The sequence below is a fragment of the Reyranella soli genome (assembly GCF_007992495.1).
GTDB classification, from domain to species: domain Bacteria; phylum Pseudomonadota; class Alphaproteobacteria; order Reyranellales; family Reyranellaceae; genus Reyranella; species Reyranella soli.
The window spans coordinates 1-20,817 of the sequence record NZ_BKAJ01000100.1 but is presented as its reverse complement, the minus strand read 5'-3'; the positions used below and the strand labels follow the sequence as shown (position 1 = coordinate 20,817).

General features: G+C 66.7%; 17 protein-coding genes. 11 read left to right on the top strand and 6 right to left on the bottom strand.

The genetic code is table 11. From position 1 onward, the window contains the following. Positions 1-84 precede the first annotated feature (84 nt). The 4 genes from RSO01_RS27925 (at position 85) to RSO01_RS27910 (ending at position 7,706) form a co-directional block, all read left to right on the top strand. Positions 85-4,968, top strand: a complete 4,884-nt coding sequence (locus RSO01_RS27925) for a beta strand repeat-containing protein (RefSeq protein WP_147153668.1) — start codon at positions 85-87, stop codon at positions 4,966-4,968. Positions 4,969-5,043: 75 nt separating this feature from the next. After that, entirely contained in the window at positions 5,044-5,898 is an 855-nt protein-coding gene (locus tag RSO01_RS27920; RefSeq protein WP_147153666.1) for an LLM class F420-dependent oxidoreductase, read from the top strand. A 31-nt stretch (positions 5,899-5,929) separates the two neighbouring features. Beyond that, positions 5,930-7,075, top strand: a complete 1,146-nt coding sequence (locus RSO01_RS27915) for a Gfo/Idh/MocA family protein (RefSeq protein WP_147153664.1) — start codon at positions 5,930-5,932, stop codon at positions 7,073-7,075. Positions 7,076-7,142: 67 nt separating this feature from the next. Then, positions 7,143-7,706 (top strand): hypothetical protein, encoded by a 564-nt coding sequence (locus RSO01_RS27910; protein ID WP_147153662.1) that lies wholly within the window; start codon positions 7,143-7,145, stop codon positions 7,704-7,706. 19 nt (positions 7,707-7,725) lie between these two features. Here RSO01_RS27910 and RSO01_RS27905 read toward each other — a convergent pair whose 3' ends face one another. Continuing rightward, complete coding sequence (locus tag RSO01_RS27905) at positions 7,726-8,475, bottom strand: SDR family NAD(P)-dependent oxidoreductase (RefSeq protein WP_170303404.1); 750 nt, start codon at positions 8,473-8,475, stop codon at positions 7,726-7,728. Between the two features lie 104 nt (positions 8,476-8,579). On the opposite strand from RSO01_RS27905, the gene RSO01_RS27900 reads away from it, so the two are divergent. Continuing rightward, positions 8,580-9,701: an amidohydrolase family protein gene (locus tag RSO01_RS27900; RefSeq protein ID WP_147153658.1), complete on the top strand. Its 1,122-nt coding sequence runs from the start codon at positions 8,580-8,582 to the stop codon at positions 9,699-9,701. A 147-nt stretch (positions 9,702-9,848) separates the two neighbouring features. Here RSO01_RS27900 and RSO01_RS27895 read toward each other — a convergent pair whose 3' ends face one another. Next, positions 9,849-10,940, bottom strand: a complete 1,092-nt coding sequence (locus tag RSO01_RS27895) for an amidohydrolase family protein (RefSeq protein WP_147153656.1) — start codon at positions 10,938-10,940, stop codon at positions 9,849-9,851. Positions 10,941-10,981: 41 nt separating this feature from the next. Between RSO01_RS27895 and RSO01_RS27890 the strand changes: the two genes are divergently transcribed. Genes RSO01_RS27890 through RSO01_RS27875 form a run of 4 tightly spaced genes read left to right on the top strand, consistent with a single transcriptional unit; the run spans position 10,982 to position 13,496 of the window. Further along, positions 10,982-11,800, top strand: a complete 819-nt coding sequence (locus RSO01_RS27890; protein WP_147153654.1) for an LOG family protein — start codon at positions 10,982-10,984, stop codon at positions 11,798-11,800. Between the two features lie 54 nt (positions 11,801-11,854). After that, positions 11,855-12,481: a nitrile hydratase subunit alpha gene (gene nthA / locus RSO01_RS27885; RefSeq protein WP_147153652.1), complete on the top strand. Its 627-nt coding sequence runs from the start codon at positions 11,855-11,857 to the stop codon at positions 12,479-12,481. After that, positions 12,478-13,134, top strand: a complete 657-nt coding sequence (gene nthB, locus RSO01_RS27880; RefSeq protein WP_147153649.1) for a nitrile hydratase subunit beta — start codon at positions 12,478-12,480, stop codon at positions 13,132-13,134. Before nthA ends, nthB begins: the two co-directional genes overlap by 4 nt. Beyond that, positions 13,131-13,496 (top strand): nitrile hydratase accessory protein, encoded by a 366-nt coding sequence (locus RSO01_RS27875; RefSeq protein ID WP_147153647.1) that lies wholly within the window; start codon positions 13,131-13,133, stop codon positions 13,494-13,496. Before nthB ends, RSO01_RS27875 begins: the two co-directional genes overlap by 4 nt. Positions 13,497-13,608: 112 nt before the next feature. On the opposite strand, the gene RSO01_RS27870 is transcribed toward RSO01_RS27875, so the two are convergent. Further along, the gene (locus RSO01_RS27870; protein ID WP_218037478.1) at positions 13,609-14,370 is read right to left on the bottom strand and encodes a hypothetical protein; all 762 of its coding nucleotides are present in this window, start codon (positions 14,368-14,370) and stop codon (positions 13,609-13,611) included. Between the two features lie 79 nt (positions 14,371-14,449). On the opposite strand from RSO01_RS27870, the gene RSO01_RS27865 reads away from it, so the two are divergent. Then, positions 14,450-15,514 carry an Ldh family oxidoreductase gene (locus tag RSO01_RS27865; RefSeq protein WP_147153645.1) on the top strand — a complete coding sequence of 355 codons (1,065 nt, stop codon included), beginning with the start codon at positions 14,450-14,452 and terminating at the stop codon, positions 15,512-15,514. Between the two features lie 347 nt (positions 15,515-15,861). On the opposite strand, the gene RSO01_RS27860 is transcribed toward RSO01_RS27865, so the two are convergent. Genes RSO01_RS27860 through RSO01_RS27850 form a run of 3 tightly spaced genes read right to left on the bottom strand, consistent with a single transcriptional unit; the run spans position 15,862 to position 19,465 of the window. Next, a complete protein-coding gene (locus RSO01_RS27860) occupies positions 15,862-17,385 on the bottom strand; it encodes an MFS transporter (protein WP_147153643.1) in 1,524 nt (507 codons plus the stop codon). Next, the gene (locus RSO01_RS27855; RefSeq protein WP_147153641.1) at positions 17,385-18,992 is read right to left on the bottom strand and encodes a GMC family oxidoreductase; all 1,608 of its coding nucleotides are present in this window, start codon (positions 18,990-18,992) and stop codon (positions 17,385-17,387) included. The genes RSO01_RS27860 and RSO01_RS27855 overlap by 1 nt, the downstream gene beginning before the upstream one ends. Further along, positions 18,989-19,465, bottom strand: a complete 477-nt coding sequence (locus RSO01_RS27850) for an L-2-amino-thiazoline-4-carboxylic acid hydrolase (protein WP_147153639.1) — start codon at positions 19,463-19,465, stop codon at positions 18,989-18,991. The genes RSO01_RS27855 and RSO01_RS27850 overlap by 4 nt, the downstream gene beginning before the upstream one ends. A 130-nt stretch (positions 19,466-19,595) precedes the next feature. Here RSO01_RS27850 and RSO01_RS27845 point away from each other — a divergent pair, with 130 nt between their 5' ends. Then, complete coding sequence (locus RSO01_RS27845) at positions 19,596-20,804, top strand: MFS transporter (RefSeq protein ID WP_147153637.1); 1,209 nt, start codon at positions 19,596-19,598, stop codon at positions 20,802-20,804. Positions 20,805-20,817: the final 13 nt, after the last annotated feature.

Here is a 20,817-nt window from a genome sequence, read left to right as displayed (position 1 = left end):
TCGATCCGTGAGGTACCCGGACCGGCTCATCGGCTAAAACTCACTGCATCGTCTGGTGGGGCCGCTGCGAGAGGAAGCGTCTGAATGAGTACATCCGATGACGGCAAGCCCTTGCAGACCGGGCTCGTCGATATGGGGGACATCAGCTTTTACAACAACCCCTCGACGGCCGTCCCCTTCTCGACCCTGCTGAATTCCGACCTTGACCCGTATCCGGGGCTGTTCAGCGAGATCGTGCTGAACGTTACTTGGGCGCAGCTGCAGCCCGTAACGGGCATCGACACTCCGCTCATAACAGCGGACATCGACATCGCAATCGCCCTGGTGGCGGCTTACAACCAGCAGCACGATACCGACCTCGGCATCAAGCTTCGTGTGTGGGGCGGCTTCACGGCGCCCGAGTGGGCCAAGAACATCAACGGCCCGCCCATCGCCGTCATCGACAAGGACGGCAATCCCCAGACGCTCGGTCGATTCTGGAGCGCCGATTACATCGATGCCTGGACCAGTCTCCAGAACGCGCTGGCCACCGCCTTCGACGGCAACGCTCTGATCCGCGGCATTTCAAACACGGCGGGAGCTTCCGAGACCGACGAGCCGTTCATCCCGCTGACCAACGGAGTCTATCCGTTGCAGGCCGTGGGCTACACCGATGCCGCCCAACAGCTCACGCTGCGCGCGGCGATCGCCGACTATTCCCAATGGTCGACGACGCCCCTCGACTACACGATGAACCTCTTTCATCTGGCCGATGGGGGCCACTCCAACGGCGACGAGAACTTCACGCTTGCGGTGCTGCAGCAGGCCCGCAACTCCGCTCGCGTCGTCCAGGCCGGCAATCATGCCCTGAACAACCCTCTGCCCTCCTCCGACGCCTTCATCTATCTCCAGATGCAGGCGGATGCGGCACTCGATCCCAGTGCGACGGGCGGCAGCCTCCAGACGGCCTCGCCGCGTACCCTGCTGAGCAGCGCCACGACCAACAGCACCGAGAACGGCGCGTTCGACGGACCCACTCCCGCTTTCCCGGGATACGCGGGCTGGCCCTACGTCATCGCCAACGGTGCGGCAGCAAATGCCGGCGACATCGAGCTGTGGGACGGATTGGTCCCTTACCCCGGTTTCCCCGGGCTTACCGCCAACCAGGTCCAGTTCCTGGCCACGGTCCTTGCCGCCGGCAATGCGCCGACGACGGGCGCTCCGGATGACGGCTCCGCACTCGGCTTCATCGCGCCTGCGTTCGTAACCGGCGCGCCAGGCACGGTCGGGTTCTCGGGCGTCGATGCCGTCCTCCTGGCCAGCGCCACGACCCAAAGTGCATACAGCGTCACGCTGACCTCCACGAACGGAGGCACGCTCGGCGTAACCGATCCATTCGGCATCGCGGGCGGATCGACGAGCGGTCCAACGCTCAGCTTGTCGGGCCCGCTTTCCCAGATCAACACGGTGCTCGCGAGCCTCACCGATATGCTGCAATCGGGCCGGGACATTGTGCAGATCGCGGTGACGGACAGCAGCGGGAACACCGCCGTACGCACCGTCGGCGTTGAGATTTCCGCGCCAGTTGCCGCGCCCGCTGCGAGCCCGCCCAGCGACGTCAACGGCACGACGATCTCCGATATCACGGCGCTGCTGGCCAACAAGGGCGTGTTGTTCGTCGGCGGCGTTGAGAACGCCCAGACCGTCAACGGCGATCTGCAAATCGGTCCCGATCTCTCGCTGCTCGCGGCGCTGGCGCCCTCCGCCTACAGCACGGCAAGCCTTGCCGTCAGCGGCGCGCTCGAAGTCCTGAACGGCGGCATCGGGCGTTTCAGCGGCAACCTCGGCGGCAGCACCGCCACGATCGAAAGCGGCGCTCAGCTGAGCGGCAACGGCACGTTGTCGGCCTCGGGCGGCGGCGCCATCGTCAACGACGGCACGATCGAAGCAGTGACCGACCTGACGCTGGGGCTGCAACGGCTCACGCTGGCCAATGCCCTCGCCGGCAGCGGCACTGTGACGATCGACGCCGGCGCCACGCTGATCGCCAACGCAGCGATCGGCGCGACCCAGACCATCAACTTCGCATCGCCTCCGAACCTGCCGTTTTCGCCGAGCACGCTGGAGCTCCAGGCGCCGTTCGGGATGGGCGGCGCGATCACCGGATTTTCCTACGCCGATCGCCTGATCCTGAATGACGTCACCGTAAACAGCGCGAGCTACGACAGCGGCGCTGGCCTCCTGACCGTCAACCTGCAGACCGGTGGGCCGCTGGTGTACCGACTGACCGGTGACCTGACCGGCCTCAGCCCGACGATCAGCGGCGGCCACATCATCACGTTCGCTCCCCTCTCGCCTGGCATCGCGCCGAGTGTTGTCGTACCGCAGGCCGCTTCGCTGCAGGGCGCAGTCGACCGGGACGTGCTCGTTCCGAACATCGTTCTCGAGATGCCGATCCCCGATGGCACGATTCTGCCAATCGCGGAGATCACGGTCACACTGACGACGACGGCGGGTACGGGCGGACGGCTCCTCGCCTCCGACGTCACGGGCAACGGGACGATAACGATAACCGGCAACAACACCGGCACTCTCACTCTTGCCGGCTCCCTCTTCGCTGTCGAGCAGAGCCTGCAGACCCTTACCTACAAGGGTCGCACGACGACGCCCGATTCCATTTCGATCAGCGCCACCAACTACGCCGGCATCGCCTCCGCGACAGCGACGATCTCGGTCTCGAATTACGCCAGCGGAGCCACTCCGGACCGGTTCGAATGGGATAGCTCCGTCGCCGTCGGCAGCTTCAGCGACGTCACAAACTGGAAGCTGACCGGCAGCGGCGCGAGTACGACCACGCCGCCTGGCGGCGTCAACGTCGCCCTGTTCAAGCCGGGCAGCGCCGGCGCCTATACGGTGTCCGGCGATGGCGCCGTCGATCAGGTCAACGTCACGGCGCCGACGACGTTGACCGGACAAGTCATTGCCCAGGGGGCGAGCGGCGTCGGATTGGTGGTCGACGCCAACGGCACGTTGCTGCTCGCCGGCGGCGGCGAATTCACCGATCAGGCAAAGGCGATCGTCGGCGGCACGGGTGCCGGCCTGCTCACCTTGATGGGCGGTGCGCTTGCGCTCACGGGATCGACGGCAGACGCCCTTGTCGTCGGCGAGGCGGCCGGCAGCGACGGCACCGTCGTCAATCTCGAGCAGATCACGGCCAACGGCACGGTGGTCATCGGAGAATCCGGTAGCGGCACGCTGGCGCTGCTGGGCGTGGCCTCGTCGATGACGGCGGGCGGCGCCACGATCGGTCGTTCAGCCGGCAGTCAGGGCACGGCGCTGGTCAATGGCGGCTTCTGGGCGATCGGCCAGTCGACAACCGACGTCACTTCGTCCGGTGAACTCGTCGTCGGCGATGCGGGCAACGGCTCCCTGTTGATCGACGGCGCGGCCAACGGCATCAGCGGCCAGGTAACGGCCTACGAGGCGACGATCGGCAGGCAGGCGGGCAGCCATGGCGTGGTCAGGCTCGACGGCGGCCTTCTGCTGGTCGCCAACACCAATGCCACCGGCGACACCATCCTGACCGTCGGCGACGACGGTGACGGCAGCCTCGCGATCGAGCATGGCAGCGAAGTCGCGGTCGGCGCCGCGAGCGCCAACAATAACGGCCTGCTCCTCGTCGGTCGGGCCGACGACGGCAGGGGCCGCATCCGCATCGGCGATTACAGCGCGCTTTTGGTCTACGGCGACGCCCATCTCGGCGAGGCCGGCGCCGCCGAGGTGACCGTGGGTGCAGGCGCGGACCATGACGCCTTGTTCGGGGTCAACGGCACCCTCACCCTCGGCGCGGCGGGTCACCTTGCCTTGGGTGGTACCGACGCCACCGTCCGCGCGGAGATCTTCCACATTGCCTCGGGCGGCGGCGTCTCCGGCTGGGGCACGCTTTCGGGCCTGGGTGGCGGCAGCAAGACCGTGCAGCTCGCCGACATCCATAATGACGGCTCGATCAAGGCGAACGGCGGCGAACTGCTGCTCTACGGTGGCGTCACAGGCTCGGGCGACCTGTCCATGGCTGCCGGATCGTCGCTCACGCTGCAGGCGGCCGTCGGGACGGAGCAGACACTGACCTTCGGCGCCAACGGACATGCCCTGCTCAACGATCCGCACGCCTTTCGGGGCACGATCGTCGGCTTCAATGGCGATGACGTGCTGGAACTGGCCAGCACGCATGCGAGCAGCGCCACCTGGGCGAACGGCGTGCTGACACTCGACACCGACCTCGGCCCTCTTCGGCTGAAGATCGCGGGAGACTACGCAGCAGACGGCTTCACGGTGACGCCGGACGGACTCGGCGGTACCAATGTGGCGGGCGGACGAGGCGACGTCCACATGATGACCTTCGACGGCCTGCACTACGATTTCCAGGCCGTCGGCGAGTTCGTCGCCGTTCAATGGACCGATCCCGCGACGCCACTGCAGATCCGCATCGAGACGGCGGGTGTCCATGGCGTGGCCAGCATCACGACCGAGCTGGAGGCCGTCTTCGGCAACACTAAAGTGACCTTTGCCGTCGGACAGGCGATTTCCCTGCATGTCGACGGCGCACCGGACATCGCGCTGCACGGCGGCGGTGTGCAGGCGATCCCGGGCGGAACGCTCGCGCAACTCTCGTCCGGCACCTATCAGCTGACCTGGAACACCGGCCAGGCCGTCATCGTGAGCTATCACGGCAACGACTGGCTGGACTGGGGCGTCGCGCTCGGGCCGCATGACGGGGCGGGATCGGTACGAGGGCTTCTCGGCAGCCACAGCGGTCAGGGTACCGACTTCCAGCTGCCGGACGGCACCATCCTTCACCAGCCACTGAGCAACGAGGATATCGTCGGCTTCTATGCCGATGCCTGGCGTGTGTCGCCAGACGGCTCGCCCGTCGGCGACAGCCATCATCCGCCCGTCACACACCTGACGCATCACGACGCGATCCTCTGATCAGCCGGGATTTGCAACATCGAAGCCATTTTGCGCACAATGGCTGCATGAAAATTCCCGGCACAGGAGTCATCGATGTTGCTGAGCGCCCTCTTTCCGACGCGTGACATAGGCCGCGATCCCGCGAAGATCCGGGACTGGGCGCAGGCCGCCGAGGATCTCGGTTACGACTGCATCGAGGTGGCGGATCACGTGTTTGGCGCGGCGCCGCGCGGCGACTGGAAGCCGACCTACAGCGAACACGATCCCTTTCACGAGACCTTCACGACGATGGCCTTCATCGCCGCCGTCACCAAGAACATCAAGCTGTGCAGCGGCGTGCTGATCCTGCCGCAGCGCCAGACCGGCGTGGTCGCCAAGCAGGCTGCCGAGGTCGATATCCTGAGCGGCGGCCGGTTGCGCCTGGGCGTCGGCGTCGGCTGGAACCACGTCGAGTACGAGGCGCTCGGCATGGACTGGAAGACGCGCGGTGCGCGGCAGGCCGAGCAGATCGAGGTGATGCGGCGCCTGTGGACCGAGGAGCTGGTCACCTTCAAGGGCAAGTTCCACACGCTGATCGACGTCAACATGCTGCCGGTCCCGGTCCAGCGCCCGATCCCGATCTGGTTCGGCGGCTCGTCCGATGCCGTCGTCAAGCGCGCCGCCCGCATCGGCGACGGCTGGATGCCGATCCTGTCGCCCGAGGCCGCCGAGCCCAAGCTCGCCGCGCTGCGCGAGCATCTGAAGGCGTTCGGCCGCGATCCGGCCAAGTTCGGCCTGGAAGGCTGGCTGCGCTTCGACGAGGCCGATCCGCAGCGCTGGGCGGCAGCTGCGCATGGCTGGCAGCGCCTCGGAGCCGGGATCGTGATGCTCTATCCGATGTATCGTATGCCCGAGCTCGATCGCCAGATCGAGACCTTGCGGCGGTTCAAGGAAGTTGCGCCGAAGTAGTTCAACGAGCGGCTCGGGGGAGCAAAGAGACATGGGCGATCGTCGGATCGGCGTCATCATCAACGGCGCCACGGGCCGCATGGGCACGACCCAGCACATGGCCAACCTTCTGGCCATCGCGGCGGAAGGCGGACTTCCCCTCGCCAATGGCGACCGGCTGATTCCCGAGCTGATGCTGGTCGGCCGCGATGCCCGGCGCATCGAGAAGCTCGCGGCCGATCACGGCGGCCAGCGCTGGACGACCAAGCTCGAAGAGGCGTTCGCCGGGCCGGACCGCATCTTCATGGATTGCGCCGCCACCGGCGACCGGCCGAAGCGCGTGCGGCAGGCAATCACGGCCGGCAAGCACATCTTCATCGAGAAGCCCACGGCGCCGACGGTCGACGAGGCGATGGAGCTGGCACGCCTGGCCGACCGCGCCGGCCTCAAGCACGGCGTCATCCAGGACAAGCTCTTTCTCCCCGGCTTCGCCAAGCTTCTGGCCGTCAGCAAGTCGGGCTTCTTCGGCCGCATCCTGTCGGTCAAGGTCGATGCCGGCTCGTGGATCTTCGACGGCAGCGAGCGGGAGTGCCAACGGCCGAGCTGGAACTACAAGAAGGCCGAGGGCGGCGGGTTGGCGCTCGATATGATGGCGCACTGGCGCTACATGATCGATCGCCTGGCGTCGCCGATCACCGATGTCTGCGCCGTCATGGCCACGGCCATCCCCGAGCGCGTCGACGAAGCCGGGCAGCGCTACAAGGTCGATGCCGAAGACACCAACTACGCCCTGCTGAAGCTGCAAAGCGGCGCGATCGGCATGATCACCAACAGCTGGGCGACGCGGCCGCGCCGCGACGACACGATGGTCGTGCAGATCGACGGCACCAACGGCTCGGCAGTGGCCGGGCGCTTCCGCTGCTTCACCCAGTCGGCCGCCGAAACACCGGAGGCCTTCATCAAGGCCGCCCGGCCCGGCGGCGTCGACCTGATGGCGGACTGGAAGGAAGTACCGGACGCCGGCGACCACAAGGGCCCCTTCCGCCAGTGCTGGGAAGCATTCCTGCGCCATGTCGGCGAGGATGCGCCTTATGTGCCGACGCTGGTCGAGGGCGCCAAGGCCGTGCAGCTCGCCGACCTCGCCTACAAGAGTGTGGCCGAGCAGCGCTGGATGAAAGTGCCGGAATTGAAGCTCTGAGCATCGCGAAGACTTGATTGGTCCGGAGCTGGATCGCAGCCCAAGTGAACTGGCGCCGGAGGTTCCCATGCGCCCTGCCCGTTTCGCTGCCGTCCTGTTCGCGTTGCTGACCGCGCCGGTGGCCACTTTTGCCGCCGTCATCGGCGGCACCTATTACGCTCCGCAGTACGATTACCGCGACTTCTTCGCGGCGACCGACGGCAAGCCCTTCCAGGTCGTGCTGGCCGGCAATCCGTTTCCCGGCATCGACCCGGCAATCGTTGCGCGCGACCTGCTGCCTGCCATGCAACGCGCCAAGCCACGGCCGGCGTTGACCTTCACCTACGACGCGCCCTCGCCCCTGCCGCGGCCCAACTACCGGCTCGTGCTGGTGTTCGATCCGGCGCTGAACCTCAACAGCGATCCGGTGTGCGCTGGCGAGCCGCCGCGTTTCCGTCCCGGCACGCCCGGCCGCTTCTACGTCTATGCGATCTACTGCCGGAACGACCGGGCGATGTCGCAGACGACGGCCTGGACCGACGCCACCGGCCCGACCGACCCGCGCATCGAGCGCCTGTTCCGCGAGCTCTTCCCGGTGATCTTCAGCGAGCAACAGAATCGCTGGGCCTTCAACGACCCGATGTTCCGCTAAACTTGCCGGACCGCGGGCCTCAATGAAACGTGCGGCCCGAATCGATCACCAGCGTCTGGCCCGTCATGGTGTTGGTCCGGCACATCGTGACGACCTGATCGGCGCAGTCGTCCTTGTCGGCGGCCTTGCCCAGCAGCGAGGCCTTGCGGCCGGTCTCGATCACCTCCGGCCGGAGGTTGGCCGTTGCGCGCGTGCCTTCGAGCAGGCCGGGCGCCACGCAGTTCACCAGCACCTCGGGCGCCAAAGCCACGGCCATGCACTTGGTGAGATGGATCAGCCCCGCCTTCGAGACCGCATAGGCGATCGACGAACCCGTCGGTCCCAGCCCCGCCACCGAGGAGATGTTGACGATCCGCCCGCTGCCTTGCCGCTTCATCACTGGTGCGACGGCCTTGGTGATCAGCATCGGCCCCGTCAGGTTGATGTCGATGATCTTGGTCCATTCCTCGTAGGTGAGGTTGTCGAGGTCCTTGAACGGGATCGATTTGTTGTAGGCCGCGTCGTTGACCAGGATGTCCAGCCGCCCGAAACGCTTCACCACGTCGTCGACCAGCTTCTGCACCTGGTCGCGCTTGGTGACGTCGCAGCCGAAGGCGGCCGCGCCGACCTGGTGCTTCTCCAGATCCCGCGCTACGCCCTCCGCCTGCTCCTTGCTCTGGGCATAGACGACGGCGATGTGACAGCCCTGTGCAGCCAGTGCATGGCAGATGCGCTGCCCAAGCCCGCCATTGCCCCCAGTGACGACGGCGACTGTTCCTTTCAGGTCCATGCGTTTCTCCCTCGGTGTTGGCCGGCAGCCTAGAGCCTGTTCCGACACGAGGGAATGACTATGATCTTTCCACCAAACCGGCATCCAAGCCGGATGGAGGAAACATGGACCGCAAGTACGACGTCATCGATGCCGATGGGCATGTGCTGGAGCCGTTCACGCTGTGGAAGGACTACATGGATCCGCAGTATCGCGAGCGCGCACCGAAACTCGTGAAGGACGACAACGGCAAGGAGCGCCTGCTGCTGGAGGACAAGATCCTCGGCAGCCGCGCGGGCTTCGGCGGCATCGGCGGCGTGGGCGCACGCCAGGGCGTCGTCGCCGCCGACGCGATGGAATACAAGGATGGACGCAAGGGCGGCTTCGATCCGCACGCGCGCATCCCCGACATGGACCTCGACGGCATCGATGCCGCCTTCCTTTATCCCAGCCTCGGCCTGTTCGCCGGCGCCGTCAGCGATCCCGCTTTCGCCGCCGCGATGTGCCGCGCCTACAACCGCTGGCTTGCCGACTACTGCAAGCCCTACCCCGACCGCCTGTTCGGCATCGCCATGCTGCCGATGCAGTCGATCGACGCGGCGATCCAGGAGATGACCTTCGCCCGCAAGGAGCTCGGCTTCCGTGGCGGCTTCCTGCGGCCCAATCCCTACAACGACCGCAAGCTGCACGATCCGGACTACGAGCCGTTCTGGAGCGCAGCCGAAGAGCTCGACTTCAGCATCGGCATCCACGAGGGCGGCAACAGCGGCATGCCGACGGTCGGCGTCGACCGCTTCGACGGCCGCGGCGCGCAGCACATCATCTCCCACACCATGGAAATGATGCTGGCGGCGATGAGCTTCATCTGGGGCGGCGTGTGCGAGCGGCACCCGAAGCTGCGCGTCGGCTTCCTCGAATCGGGCGGTGGCTGGATTGCGCCGTGGCTCGACCGCATGGACCGCCACTTCGACGACAAGGGGTTCAATGACTCCGGCCTGAAGATGCGGCCGAGCGACATCTTCCGGCGCAACTGCTGGATCTCCTTCGAGCCGGTCGAGGGCTCGATCGGTGCGCTGGCCGAGTATATCGGCCCGCACAAGATCCTCTGGGCGACCGACTATCCTCACCGCGACGGCTTCTTCCCGGGTGCGCCGGAGATGCTGAAGGAGCGCATGAAAGGCCTGTCGCCCGAGGTCCAGCGCAAGATCATGGCCGGCGGCGCGATGGGCTTCTACGGCCTGCACTAACGTCGTCTTGCCGGAGCGCGGACCTCCAGGTCCGCTCATAATCTTCGTCTTCCGGACCGCGCGCATCCTGCGCGCTCATGATCATGAGCGAGCTGGAAGCTCGCGGTCCGAAAGATCATGAGCGGACCTGGAGGTCCGCGCTCCGGACTACTTGATTCCCAACAGCTTCGCCGCCGTGCCACCGAGGATGGCGACGCGCTGCTCGTCGCTGAGGCCGGGCGTGCTCAGCACGAGGTCGACCTCGGTGCTGGTCCAGGGGAACGGATAGTCGGTGCCGATCATGATCTGGCCGGGACCGGTCTCGGCGATCAGGTGGCGCAGCGCTTCGGGCGTGAACACGATGGTGTCGAAGAAGAGCTGGCCGTCCTTGAGATAGGCGGTCGGGTTCTTCTTGGGCAACGGACCGACGCGGTTGGGGAAGCAGCGGATCACCGCATCCGACCGGTTGGCGTAGGACGGCAGGAAGCCGCCGCCATGCGCGGCGCAGATCTTCAGCCCGGGGAAGCGATCGAGCGTGCCCTCGAAGATCAGATGCGACAGCGCGATCGTCGTTTCCAGGGGATTGCCGATGGTGTTGGTGAGGAGACCGCTGCCGCCCAGCCGGCCGCTGGGCTCGAGCTCGCGCGTGCCGAGCGGATGCATGAAAACCAGCACGCCCAGCTCCTCGCACTTGGCCCAGAAGGGATGAAAGCGCGGATTGGCCAGCTCCTCGCCCGCGACGCTGCCACCCACGCCGATGCCGCGGAAGCCCAGCTTCTTGACGGCGTGCTCCACCTGCTCGGCCGCAAGTTCGGGATGCTGCAAGGCGGCCGTCGCAAAGCCGACGAAGCGGTCGGGATTGGCGGCACAGAACTCCACCAAGGTTTCGTTCTGGACACGGATCAGCTCGGCCGCGACATCACGCTCGGCCTTATACCAGTAGGGATTGATGCTGAGCGCTTCGACGTCGATGCCTTGCGCATCCATGGCCGCGATGCGCGTGCTGGTGTCGTCCATCAGGAGGCCCGGCGCCTCGAGCGGATGGTTGATCAGGGCCATCGCCTTGGGCACGCAGCAATGGGCGTGCACGTCGATGGTCTTGATGCGTTTGCCGTTGACCACGACCTCGCGGCGACGGGGATGGTCATGGCCGTGCGGGTGCGCCGGCGGGCTGAGCCCTGCGGCCGCGTGCAGATCGCAGCCCGTGAACATGATGCCGCCGGCAGGAGGGCTCGGAACGAAATCCCCGGTCAAAGACATTGGCGTTCTCCCCTCTGTTGATCTGCCTCTAGACTGCCATCATGACGGACAACGACCTTCAAAGGCAAAGCCCCTCCTATCGCCTCGCCGCCCTGGATGAGGAGTTCATCCTGGGTGACTCGACACGCGGCGTCCGCTTCCTCCTCGAATATGCCAAGGCCGAGGAACTGCTGCGAAAGTGGGGAGTCATCTCGACGATCGTCGTGTTCGGCAGCGCCCGCACCAAGCCAGCCGTCGAAGGCGATGCGCGACCGCCTGCGTCGACGCCCTCGCCGGACGCGATGTCGAGGCAGATCGAGCGCGCCGCACACTGGTACGAACAGGCGCGCCGCTTCGGACGTATCGCCTCGGAGCGCGGCGGCGCCCTCCAGAGCCGCCGGGCGGGCCGGCGCAACGTGATCGCCACCGGTGGCGGCGGCGGCATCATGGAAGCGGCCAATCGCGGCGCGTCGGACGCGGGGGCTCCGTCGATCGGTTTCAACATCCGCCTGCCCAAGGAACAGGAGCCGAATGCCTACTCGACTCCCGAACTGACCTTCCAGTTCCACTACTTTGCGATGCGGAAGATGCATCTCGCGATGCGTGCCGCTGCCCTGGTCGTCTTTCCTGGCGGCTTCGGTACCCTGGATGAGCTGTTCGAGATCCTGACCCTGGTCCAGACCGGCAAGATGCCACGCACCCCGATCGTGTGCTTCGACCGCGCCTACTGGAGCCGCATCATCAACTTCGATGCGCTGCTCGACGCCGGCATGATCACGACCGGCGACCTCGATCTCTTCAGCTACGCCGACGACGCGGAAGAAGCCTGGAAATGCCTGGTCGACCGCGGCCTTGAAACCGAGGTGCCACCCGACGACTAGGATGGCGGGCGCCTGTGAGCTACGATAGCAGCCAGTTCACCGGAGTGCTTTTCCATGGCCGACCACGATCATTCCCATGAGCATGGCTCGGAACTGTCCGAGACCCAGCTGCGCGTGCGCGCGCTGGAGACCATCCTGACCGAAAAAGGCTACATCGACCCCTCGGCGCTCGATGCCATCGTCGAGGCCTACGAGACCAAGATCGGGCCGCGCAACGGCGCCCTTGTCGTCGCCAAGGCGTGGACCGATCCCGCCTTCAGGCAGGCGCTGTTGAAGGACGCCACGGCGGCGGTCGGCACGCTGGGCCATGTCAGCCCGGTCGGCGACCATCTGGTGGCGGTCGAGAACACGCCGCAGCGGCACAACATGATCGTCTGCACCCTGTGCTCCTGCTACCCGTGGGAAGTGCTGGGTCTGCCGCCGGTCTGGTATAAGTCCGCCCCCTACCGCTCGCGCGCGGTCAAGGACCCGCGCGGCGTGCTCACCGACTTCGGCGTCAAGCTTGCCAAGGAGACTGAGATCCGAGTCTGGGATTCGACCGCCGAGACGCGGTTCATCGTGCTGCCCATGCGTCCCGCCGGCACCGAAGGCTGGAGCGAGGAGCGCCTGGCCGACCTGGTGACGCGCGATTCGATGATCGGCACCGGGCTCGCCCTCACGCCGGCAGAGATCGCCAAATGAACGGCGTGCACGACATGGGCGGCATGGACGGCTTCGGCAAGGTCGAGGCCGAGAAGAACGAGCCGCCGTTCCACGAGGAATGGGAGGGACGCGTGCTCGCCCTGGTGCGCTCCATGGGCTACGCCGGCGCTTGGCACATCGACGATTCGCGCTATGCCCAGGAGACCCTGCCGCCGCAGACCTATCTGGCCGTCTCCTACTACCAGCGCTGGGAGCTGGCGGCGGAGAAGAACCTGCTGGCGCGCGGCTACGTCACGCAGGAGGAGCTGAAGGCGGGTCACGCGATCGGACCGAGCAAGCCGTTGCCGCGCAAGCTCACCAAGGACGTCGTCGACGCCGGCATGACGCGCAGCTCGTTCTTCCGCCAGCAGCAGGGCCCTGCCCGCTTCAAGCCCGGTGACCGCGTGCGCACCGTGAACATCAATCCGCTGACGCACACCCGCCTGCCGCGCTATGCGCGCGACAAGGTCGGCACCGTCGAGCTGATCCATGGCTGCCACGCCTATCCGGATTCCGTCGCCACCGGGCGTGGCGACGATCCGCAGTGGCTCTACACGGTCGTGTTCGACGGCCGCGAGATCTGGGGGCCGGATGCCGATCCGACGCTCACCATCTCGATCGACGCCTTCGAGCCCTATCTCGAGCCGGCATGACGGATCGTCCGACCATCCCCCTGCCCGGCATTCCCTGCGATGCGGAGGGGCCGGTGTTCCGCGAGCCGTGGGAGGCACAGGCCTTCGCCATGACGCTGGCGCTGCACAAGCGCGGCCTGTTCACCTGGCCGGAATGGGCGGCGACGCTGGGCGACGAGATCAAGCGGGCGCAGGCGGCGGGCGATCCAGACACGGGGGCGACCTACTACTCGCACTGGCTCAACGCCCTCGAACGGCTGGTCACCGAAAAAGGCATCGCCGATGCCGGCCTGCTGGCGCGCTACCACGACGCCTGGGACCACGCCGCCGACCGTACGCGGCATGGCGATCCGATCGAGCTCAAGCCGGAGGATTTCAGGTAGGGCATCTCTTGCCGGACCGCGGGCCTCCAGGCCCGCTCATGATCATGAGCGCGCCGGATGCGCGCGGTCCGGAAGAGTCTGAGCGGGCGTGAAGGCCCGCGGTCCGGCAAGACTACAGATACTTCGCCGGCCTGATCATCGCGCGCCACATGTGCGCGACGGGGCTGTTGTCGAAGCCCAGCCCCTGCTCGGGCTGGCGGAAGTTGCGGCCGATGATGTCGGTGAATTCCTCGAGCTCGACATGCACGTTGGGATCGAACGAGTAGATGTCGTGCACCGTGATCATGCGGCCCGACATGTACCACTTGTGGTCCCGCATGCGCTTGTAATCCTCCTCCACGTAGGGATCGGGACGATAGTCGGCGCCGAACAGCGTTACGTACGACTGCGGATACTCGTAGCCAACCGATTCGTCGGCATAGAAGCGCAGCACCTGGTGGGCACGGATCGCCCAGGTCACTTCCTCGTCGACATAGGGTTCGACCAGCTGGGCGCCCCAGTAGCCATGGTCGCCGCGGATGAATCCCGCGCCGGCGATGTCGTGCAGCAGGCAGGCCAGCACCATCTTCTCCGGCAGGCCGCCCTTCACCGCATGGCGGGCGCTCTGCAGCAGATGCATCGAGGGGCCGAAGCGCAGCTTGAAGAAATCGATCAAGGTCGGCTTCTCCGGCATCGCCGGCAGGCGCGGATCGTCGCCCATCAGGACGCGCAGCTTCGGATTGGCCCTGATCATGGCGCCGGCGTTGGGTGGTGGGCTCAAGTCGCCCTCGGCCATCATGTGCAGGCGCGACTTGACGACGATGTAGTCGAGCTCGGCCGCCATCTCGGCTTCCATTGCGTCTGCACGTTGCGCGGCACTCATGCTTGCGTTCATGGCACGTCTCCTCCGGCGTTTCGGCAAAGCTAGCACGTGCTAGGGTACCCGTCCCGCTGCATAGCCCGTGGAAGACCGCATGCCCGCCTCGTATGAAACACATCGCCGCCAGCTCGAACTGATCCTCAGCGCCTGGGGCATGGCGCCACCGGCCGCGGCCAGCACGGCCGAGATCATGAGCTGGGCCGACCTGCACGGCATCGACACCCACGGCATCTCCATGGTGCCGGTCTATGACGAGCGGCGGCGCGGCGGAAAGATCGACATGAAGGTCGAGCCGGTCGTTTCACGGGAAACACCGGTCTCGGCGCTGGTCGACGGCCAGGGCGGCCTCGGCCACGCTAACGCGCGGCGCGCCATGGATCTTGCCATCGCCAAGGCCAAGACCTCGGGCATCGGCGTCGCCGTGGTGCGCAACTCGGCGCATTTCGGCGCCTGCGGCTTCTATGCGCTGATGGCGGTCGAGGCCGGCCTGATCGGCATGGTCGCCACATCGGCGAGCGGCATCCAGGTCGCGCCGACCTTCGGCGCCCAGGCCAGGCTGGGCACGGACCCGATCGCCTTCGGCGCGCCGGGACGGCCGGGTGAGCCCTTCCTGCTCGACATGGCGACCACCACCGTCGCCGCCGGAAAGATCCGCAACAAGGCCAACGAGAATCTGCCGACGCCGCTCGGCTGGCTGGTCACTGCGGAGGGCAAGCCAAGCACCGATCCGCGCGAGGTGAGCAAGGGCGGCTTCATGACGCCGCTCGGCGGCACGCCTGAGGGCAGCAGCCACAAGGGCTACGGCCTGTCATCGATGGTGAACATCCTGTCGTCGGCGCTGAGCGGCGCCACCATGATCACCGACCCGATGCACACCAAGAAGCCCGGCACGCAGGACATCGGCCACTTCATGCTGGCGCTCGATCCCGGCATCTTCCGCGACCCGAAGGAATTCCGCGACGACGTCGCCGCCTTCTGCGACACGCTGCGCGCCACCAAGCCCGCTGATCCCGATCGCCCCGTGATGGTGGCAGGCGAGCCCGAACGGCGCATCGCGGCCCAGCGCCTCAAGACCGGCATTCCCGTCGGACCCGGCTTGCTCGCCAAGGTGCGCGACGTCGCACTCGCCTCGGGCGCCCCGTGGATCATGACGAACTGATCCGAGCCGGCCGCCCGAGAGCGGACCGCGGCGTGCATGCATTGCCGTCAGCGGCGCGATGGATTTATCGGTATTTCCGGTATTTCCGACAGAGAGCCTGGTAGCCCCTTCGAGAACGAACCCCCTATCGGTTGGGCCTCAATGCAAGACTCGGAACTCCGAGCCAGGCCCGTCCGGAGACAGGCAGCCGGACAGGCCGTGCAAGGGTATCTGCAGCCTTTTGGTCTCGGATGAACGATGCAAAGAGCGACAACACGGCAAGCAATGCAGCAGGCCGATTATATAACTTAGGTGCATATTAGTCAATAACTTGAGTACGCATTTACCCGGTTCGCCTTCGCGAGCTGCTAGAGTTCGACTGCCTGCGGCTCTCGCACCTTGCGCGGCACGGTTCGCATCAACGACAGCGCGGCAGCGAGGACGCCGAGGATGCCGAGCATCAAGATCACCGCGCGGCTGGCGAAGACGAGCGTCGCGGCCGAGGCATCGACCGTGATGCCATTCGATCCGGGCGCGTCGGTGATGCCGAGCGCCAGCACGGTCGAGGCGCCCGCGATGCCGGTGCTGATGCCGAGGTAGCGCACCACGTTTAAAAGGCTCCCGGCCTCGCCGGTCAGCTCCTCGGGCGCCGTCGCCATGATGGCGCTGCTGTTGGGCGAGATGAACAGCCCCTGTCCTACACCGAAAATCGCCATCGCCAGCATGACCATCGGCATGTTCGCCGCCTTGCCGTCGAGGAAGACGTAGAGCACCGCAAGGCCGGCGACGCAGATCGTCATGCCCGCCGCCGTCACGATGCGCCCGCCGAAGCGGTCGAAGAGCATGCCGCCGACCGGCGCCAGCAGGCCCAGCATCACCGGCACGATCGAGAGCCTCAGGCCCGCCACGAGCTCGGAGTCCTGGTAGATGCGCACCAGCACGAAGGGGATGAGGAAGAACACGCCGAACAGCGTGGCATAGGACAGGAAGTTCGCGAGGTTGCCGGTCAGGAAGGCCGGCTGGCGCAACAGCTTGAAGTCGATCAGGGGCGTCTTGGCGTGGTGCTCGGCGCGGACGAACAGCGCCAGGAGAACGACTGCCGCCACGACGCAGGAGATGAAGGCGGGCGATGCCACGCCCCAGGTGTGGCCTTCGTTCAGGATCGCCACGACGGCCGTGAGCGCCGGCGCGATCAGGAAGGCGCCATGCCAGTCGAAGCGTCCGGCTTCCGCCAGATGCCGGGTCTGCGGCAGCACGAACCAACCGAGCAGCAGGCCCAAAAGCCCGAACGGGACGTTGATCCAGAACGCCCAGTGCCAGCCCAGCGTGTCGAGCACCAGGCCGCCCACCGCCGGACCGACGCCCAGCCCGATCGCCTGCGCCGCCGACTGCAGCCCGAGCGCGCGGCCGCGGTGCTCGGGACCGGCGGCCAGGACGACGATGGCGATGCTGTTGGCGGTGAGCAGCGCGGCGCCGATGCCCTGCACGATGCGGAAGGCGATCAGGGTGGGCAGGTCCGGCGCGAAACCGCACAAGCCGGAGCCGATGACGAACAGCAGGAAGGCGCCGGTATAGAGCAGCTTGCGGCCGATCATGTCGGCCAGCCGGCCGAAGATCGGCATGAACGACGCCATGGTCAGGATGTAGGCCACCGCAACCCAGCTCACGGTGCTGAGCGGTGCATGGAAATCGCGTTCGAGCCGGGGCAGCAGCATCTGCGTCAGGCTGGCGTCGACCTGGCCCATGAAGGCGCCGATGCACACGGTGCCGACGACAGCCCAGGGATACCAGGCGAGCCGGGCGACGGCCTGCAATGGCGGCGGCTCGTGGCCTTTGAGCATGGCGTTGCGCAAGGCCTCAACCGAGGCCGGGCCGGGCTCTGCGCTGGCCATCAGGCAGCATCCTCCAAAACCATCGCCGCGGCCTTCTCGCCGATCATGATCGAGGGCGCATTGGTGTTGCCCGAGGTCAGCGTCGGCATGATCGAGGCATCGGCGACGCGCAGGCCCGCGATGCCGTGCACACGCAGGCGGGCATCGACGACGGCCATTCCGTCCGAGCCCATCTTGCAGGTGCCGACGGGATGATAGGTCGTCTCGGCGGCCTGCTTGACCCAGGCGATGATCTCGTCGTCGGTCTTGCGCTCGGGGCCCGGCGCGATCTCGCTGATCTGCAGATGGGCGAGCGCCGGTGCATGCATGACCGAGCAGGCAATGCGCACGGCGCGAACCGTGAGTTCGGCATCGATGGGCGACGACAGGAAGTTGAAGTTGATGGCAGGTTGCTTCTTCGGATCGGGCGACACGATGTGGATGTGGCCCCTGCTCTCGGGTCGCATCGGATGGGCGTAGCAGGTCATGCCGGACTGGCGCGCAATGCGCGGCCCCTTCGGTCCCGGCTCGGTCAGCATGGGCACCCAGCCCAGCAGCAGGTCCGGCGAGGCGAGACCTTCGCGCGAGCGCACGAAGGCGCGGATCGGCGCGGCGACCATCGACAGGAGACCGTCGCCGAACAAGGCGTAGCGCATCGCCTGATAGACCATGCCGAGCCCACGGCCGCGATGATTGAAGGTGAAGCCCTTGGCGCCGATCGACCAGCGGGTGCGCGGCGCATAGTGGTCGCGCAGGTTCTCGCCCACGCCCGGCAGGGCATGGCGCACGGTAATGCCGAGCGCCCGCAGGCGGTCGGGCTGGCCGATGCCCGACAGCTCCAGGAGCTGAGGCGAGTTGATCGACCCGGCGCTGACCACGACCTCGCGCGCCGCCCGGGCTTCCCGCGCCGAGCCTGCGACGGAATAGCGGACTCCGACGCAGCGCTTGCCGTCGAGCACCAGCCCCTCGGTCAGGGCGTCGGTCACGATGCGCAGATTGGGCCGGCCGCGGACGGGATCGAGATAGCAGCGCGCGGTGCTCATGCGCTGGCGCGAGGCGATCGTCGCCTGGCTCATGCCGATGCCGTCCTGCTGCGCCCCGTTGTAGTCAGGATTGTGCCGGATGCCGACCTGTCCCGCCGCCTCGATCAGCGCCGAGAACAGCGGATCGCGCCAGTCGGGATCGGTGACGCGCAGCGGCCCCTCTCGGCCGCGGAAAGCATCGTCGCCGCCACCCTCGTAGCTCTCCATCTTCTTGAAGAACGGCAGCACGTCGCTGTAGCTCCAGCCGCGGTTGCCCATTTGCGCCCAGGAATCGAAATCCTGCGCCTGGCCGCGCACGAAGGCCTGGCCGTTGATGGCACTCGAGCCGCCCAGCAGTTTTCCGCGCGGGACCGCCAGGCGGCGACCGTTGGTGTTGGCCTCGGGCTCGGCGCTGTAGAGCCAGTTGGCCGCCGGGTTGTTTATGAGCTTGGCGTACCCGATCGGGATGCGTGACCACGGATTGCTTGCCGGACCCGCTTCGAGCAGCAGGACGCGGTTGCGCGGATCGGCCGACAGCCGGTTGGCCACGGCAGCGCCGGCCGAGCCCGCGCCGACGACAATGTAGTCGAAAGTCTCGTTGGTCATTTGAAGCGGTAGCGGAAATCGCAGTAGGCGGCGCCCTGCATGATGGTCTGGGTGCGCTTGAACTCGATGCTCGACCCGGCGACGTCGGCGATGTGGAAGTCCGAATCGCACAGCAGGATGCCGCCCAGTTCGGGCTCTCCCAGACCGCGGAAGAACTCGGCGTACTGGCAGCGCGTGACGTTGTATTCGCGCACCGCGCCGTCGTCCTTCAGCATGTCGCGATCGACGGCGTCGCCGATGCGCGGCCGCATGTCCTCGGCCCACACCGCGTCCCATTTCTGGCGCGGTGAACCCGGCTTGCTCTCGCCGATGCGATGGTAGAGATCGCGCGCCCAGGTGCGCAGCGCGTCGCCCACGATGCGGTCGGCCTTGTCCTTGCCGACCTCGGCGCGCAGCGAGCGCAGGATCGGTAGGATCACCTCGGCCTGCAGCTTGACCTCGTCGAGCAGGGAAAGTCTGGCAACGTCCGGCATGGGCAAGTCTCCAATCAAGGCAGTATACGTTCAAAGCAGGATCATTCACCCGTCGACGAATCCTTCTCCTTTGCCCAACAGGTGACCCGTCGCCAGATTTCCGCGACGCGAGCCAAGGAGCAGCCGGTCGATGTATCCGAGAAACACAGCCGCGCCGGTCATCGTCGCCGGCGCCCTCATCCTCAGTGCGGCCATGGGGATCCGCCAGACGTTCGGCCTGTTCGTCGATCCGATCGCTCTCGAGCGCGGAATATCGCTCAGCACCATCGCCATGGCGATCGCTCTGCACAATCTGGTCTGGGGGTTGGCGCAGCCCTTTGCCGGTGCGGCTGCCGATCGTTACGGGGCGGCGCCCGTCGTCGGCTTCGGCGCGTTGGCTTTCGCCGCCGGCCTGGCGCTGGCAGCGAACGCCTCCACGGGCTTCCTGCTGGTGATCGGCATGGGCCTGCTCGTCGGTGTTGGCGTGAGTTGCACCACATTCGCGGTGGTCCTCACCTCGGTCGGCCGGGTCGCCACACCCGAGCGCCGCAGCATGGCGATGGGCATGGCGAGCGCAGGTGGCTCGTTCGGCCAGTTCGCCTTGGTGCCCGCGGCACAGCTCGTGAGCGAAGCCTCCGGCCTCTCGGTCGCGCTGTTGGCGCTGGCCATTCTGATGGTGGCTGTGTCGCCGCTGGGCCTCATGCTCGACCGGCGCCGCGGCGCCGCTGCAACCGGCCGACCCCAATTCGCCTACTCGCTCAGCGACGTCCTGGCCCTCGCCTGCCGCCACCGCGGCTATATTCTCCTCACACTCGGCTTCTTCACCTGCGGCTTCCAGCTTGCCTTCATCGCGACGTATCTGCCGGGATACCTCGTCCTTTGCAACATGCCGGCAGGCCTGGGAGCGATGGCGCTGGCGTTGATCGGCCTGTTCAACATGATCGGCACCTGGACTTGTGGCTGGCTGGGCGGCAGGGTGCGCCAACAGTACGTCCTGGGATGGCTCTACTTCGTTCGCAGCCTGGCGATCATCCTGTTCTTCTTCCTGCCGAAGACGGATGCCTCGGTGCTCGGCTTCGCGGCCGTCATGGGGTTGACCTGGCTCGGCACTGTGCCGCTCACCAGTGGTCTGGTCGCAAAGATCTTCGGCACCGAGCATCTCGGCACGTTATTCGGCATCTGCTTCCTCAGCCACCAGATAGGGTCGTTCCTCGGCGCCGGAATTGGCGGCGTGGTCTACGACCTGACCGGCTCGTACACACCGCTGTGGATCGCGACGGCCCTCGCGGGTCTGGTGGCGGCCCTGCTGCACTTCCCCATCAACGACGCCAGCGTGACGCCCGCCCCGGCGGCGGCCTAGTAGCTCTGCACAG

Coding starts and splice junctions, on each gene's coding strand:
- RSO01_RS27925 (WP_147153668.1), top strand. CDS start 85: ATGAGTACATCCGATGACGGCAAGCCCTTGCAGACCGGGCTCGTCGAT.
- RSO01_RS27920 (WP_147153666.1), top strand. CDS start 5,044: ATGTTGCTGAGCGCCCTCTTTCCGACGCGTGACATAGGCCGCGATCCC.
- RSO01_RS27915 (WP_147153664.1), top strand. CDS start 5,930: ATGGGCGATCGTCGGATCGGCGTCATCATCAACGGCGCCACGGGCCGC.
- RSO01_RS27910 (WP_147153662.1), top strand. CDS start 7,143: ATGCGCCCTGCCCGTTTCGCTGCCGTCCTGTTCGCGTTGCTGACCGCG.
- RSO01_RS27905 (WP_170303404.1), bottom strand. CDS start 8,475: ATGGACCTGAAAGGAACAGTCGCCGTCGTCACTGGGGGCAATGGCGGG.
- RSO01_RS27900 (WP_147153658.1), top strand. CDS start 8,580: ATGGACCGCAAGTACGACGTCATCGATGCCGATGGGCATGTGCTGGAG.
- RSO01_RS27895 (WP_147153656.1), bottom strand. CDS start 10,940: ATGTCTTTGACCGGGGATTTCGTTCCGAGCCCTCCTGCCGGCGGCATC.
- RSO01_RS27890 (WP_147153654.1), top strand. CDS start 10,982: ATGACGGACAACGACCTTCAAAGGCAAAGCCCCTCCTATCGCCTCGCC.
- nthA (WP_147153652.1), top strand. CDS start 11,855: ATGGCCGACCACGATCATTCCCATGAGCATGGCTCGGAACTGTCCGAG.
- nthB (WP_147153649.1), top strand. CDS start 12,478: ATGAACGGCGTGCACGACATGGGCGGCATGGACGGCTTCGGCAAGGTC.
- RSO01_RS27875 (WP_147153647.1), top strand. CDS start 13,131: ATGACGGATCGTCCGACCATCCCCCTGCCCGGCATTCCCTGCGATGCG.
- RSO01_RS27870 (WP_218037478.1), bottom strand. CDS start 14,370: ATGAACGCAAGCATGAGTGCCGCGCAACGTGCAGACGCAATGGAAGCC.
- RSO01_RS27865 (WP_147153645.1), top strand. CDS start 14,450: ATGCCCGCCTCGTATGAAACACATCGCCGCCAGCTCGAACTGATCCTC.
- RSO01_RS27860 (WP_147153643.1), bottom strand. CDS start 17,385: ATGGCCAGCGCAGAGCCCGGCCCGGCCTCGGTTGAGGCCTTGCGCAAC.
- RSO01_RS27855 (WP_147153641.1), bottom strand. CDS start 18,992: ATGACCAACGAGACTTTCGACTACATTGTCGTCGGCGCGGGCTCGGCC.
- RSO01_RS27850 (WP_147153639.1), bottom strand. CDS start 19,465: ATGCCGGACGTTGCCAGACTTTCCCTGCTCGACGAGGTCAAGCTGCAG.
- RSO01_RS27845 (WP_147153637.1), top strand. CDS start 19,596: ATGTATCCGAGAAACACAGCCGCGCCGGTCATCGTCGCCGGCGCCCTC.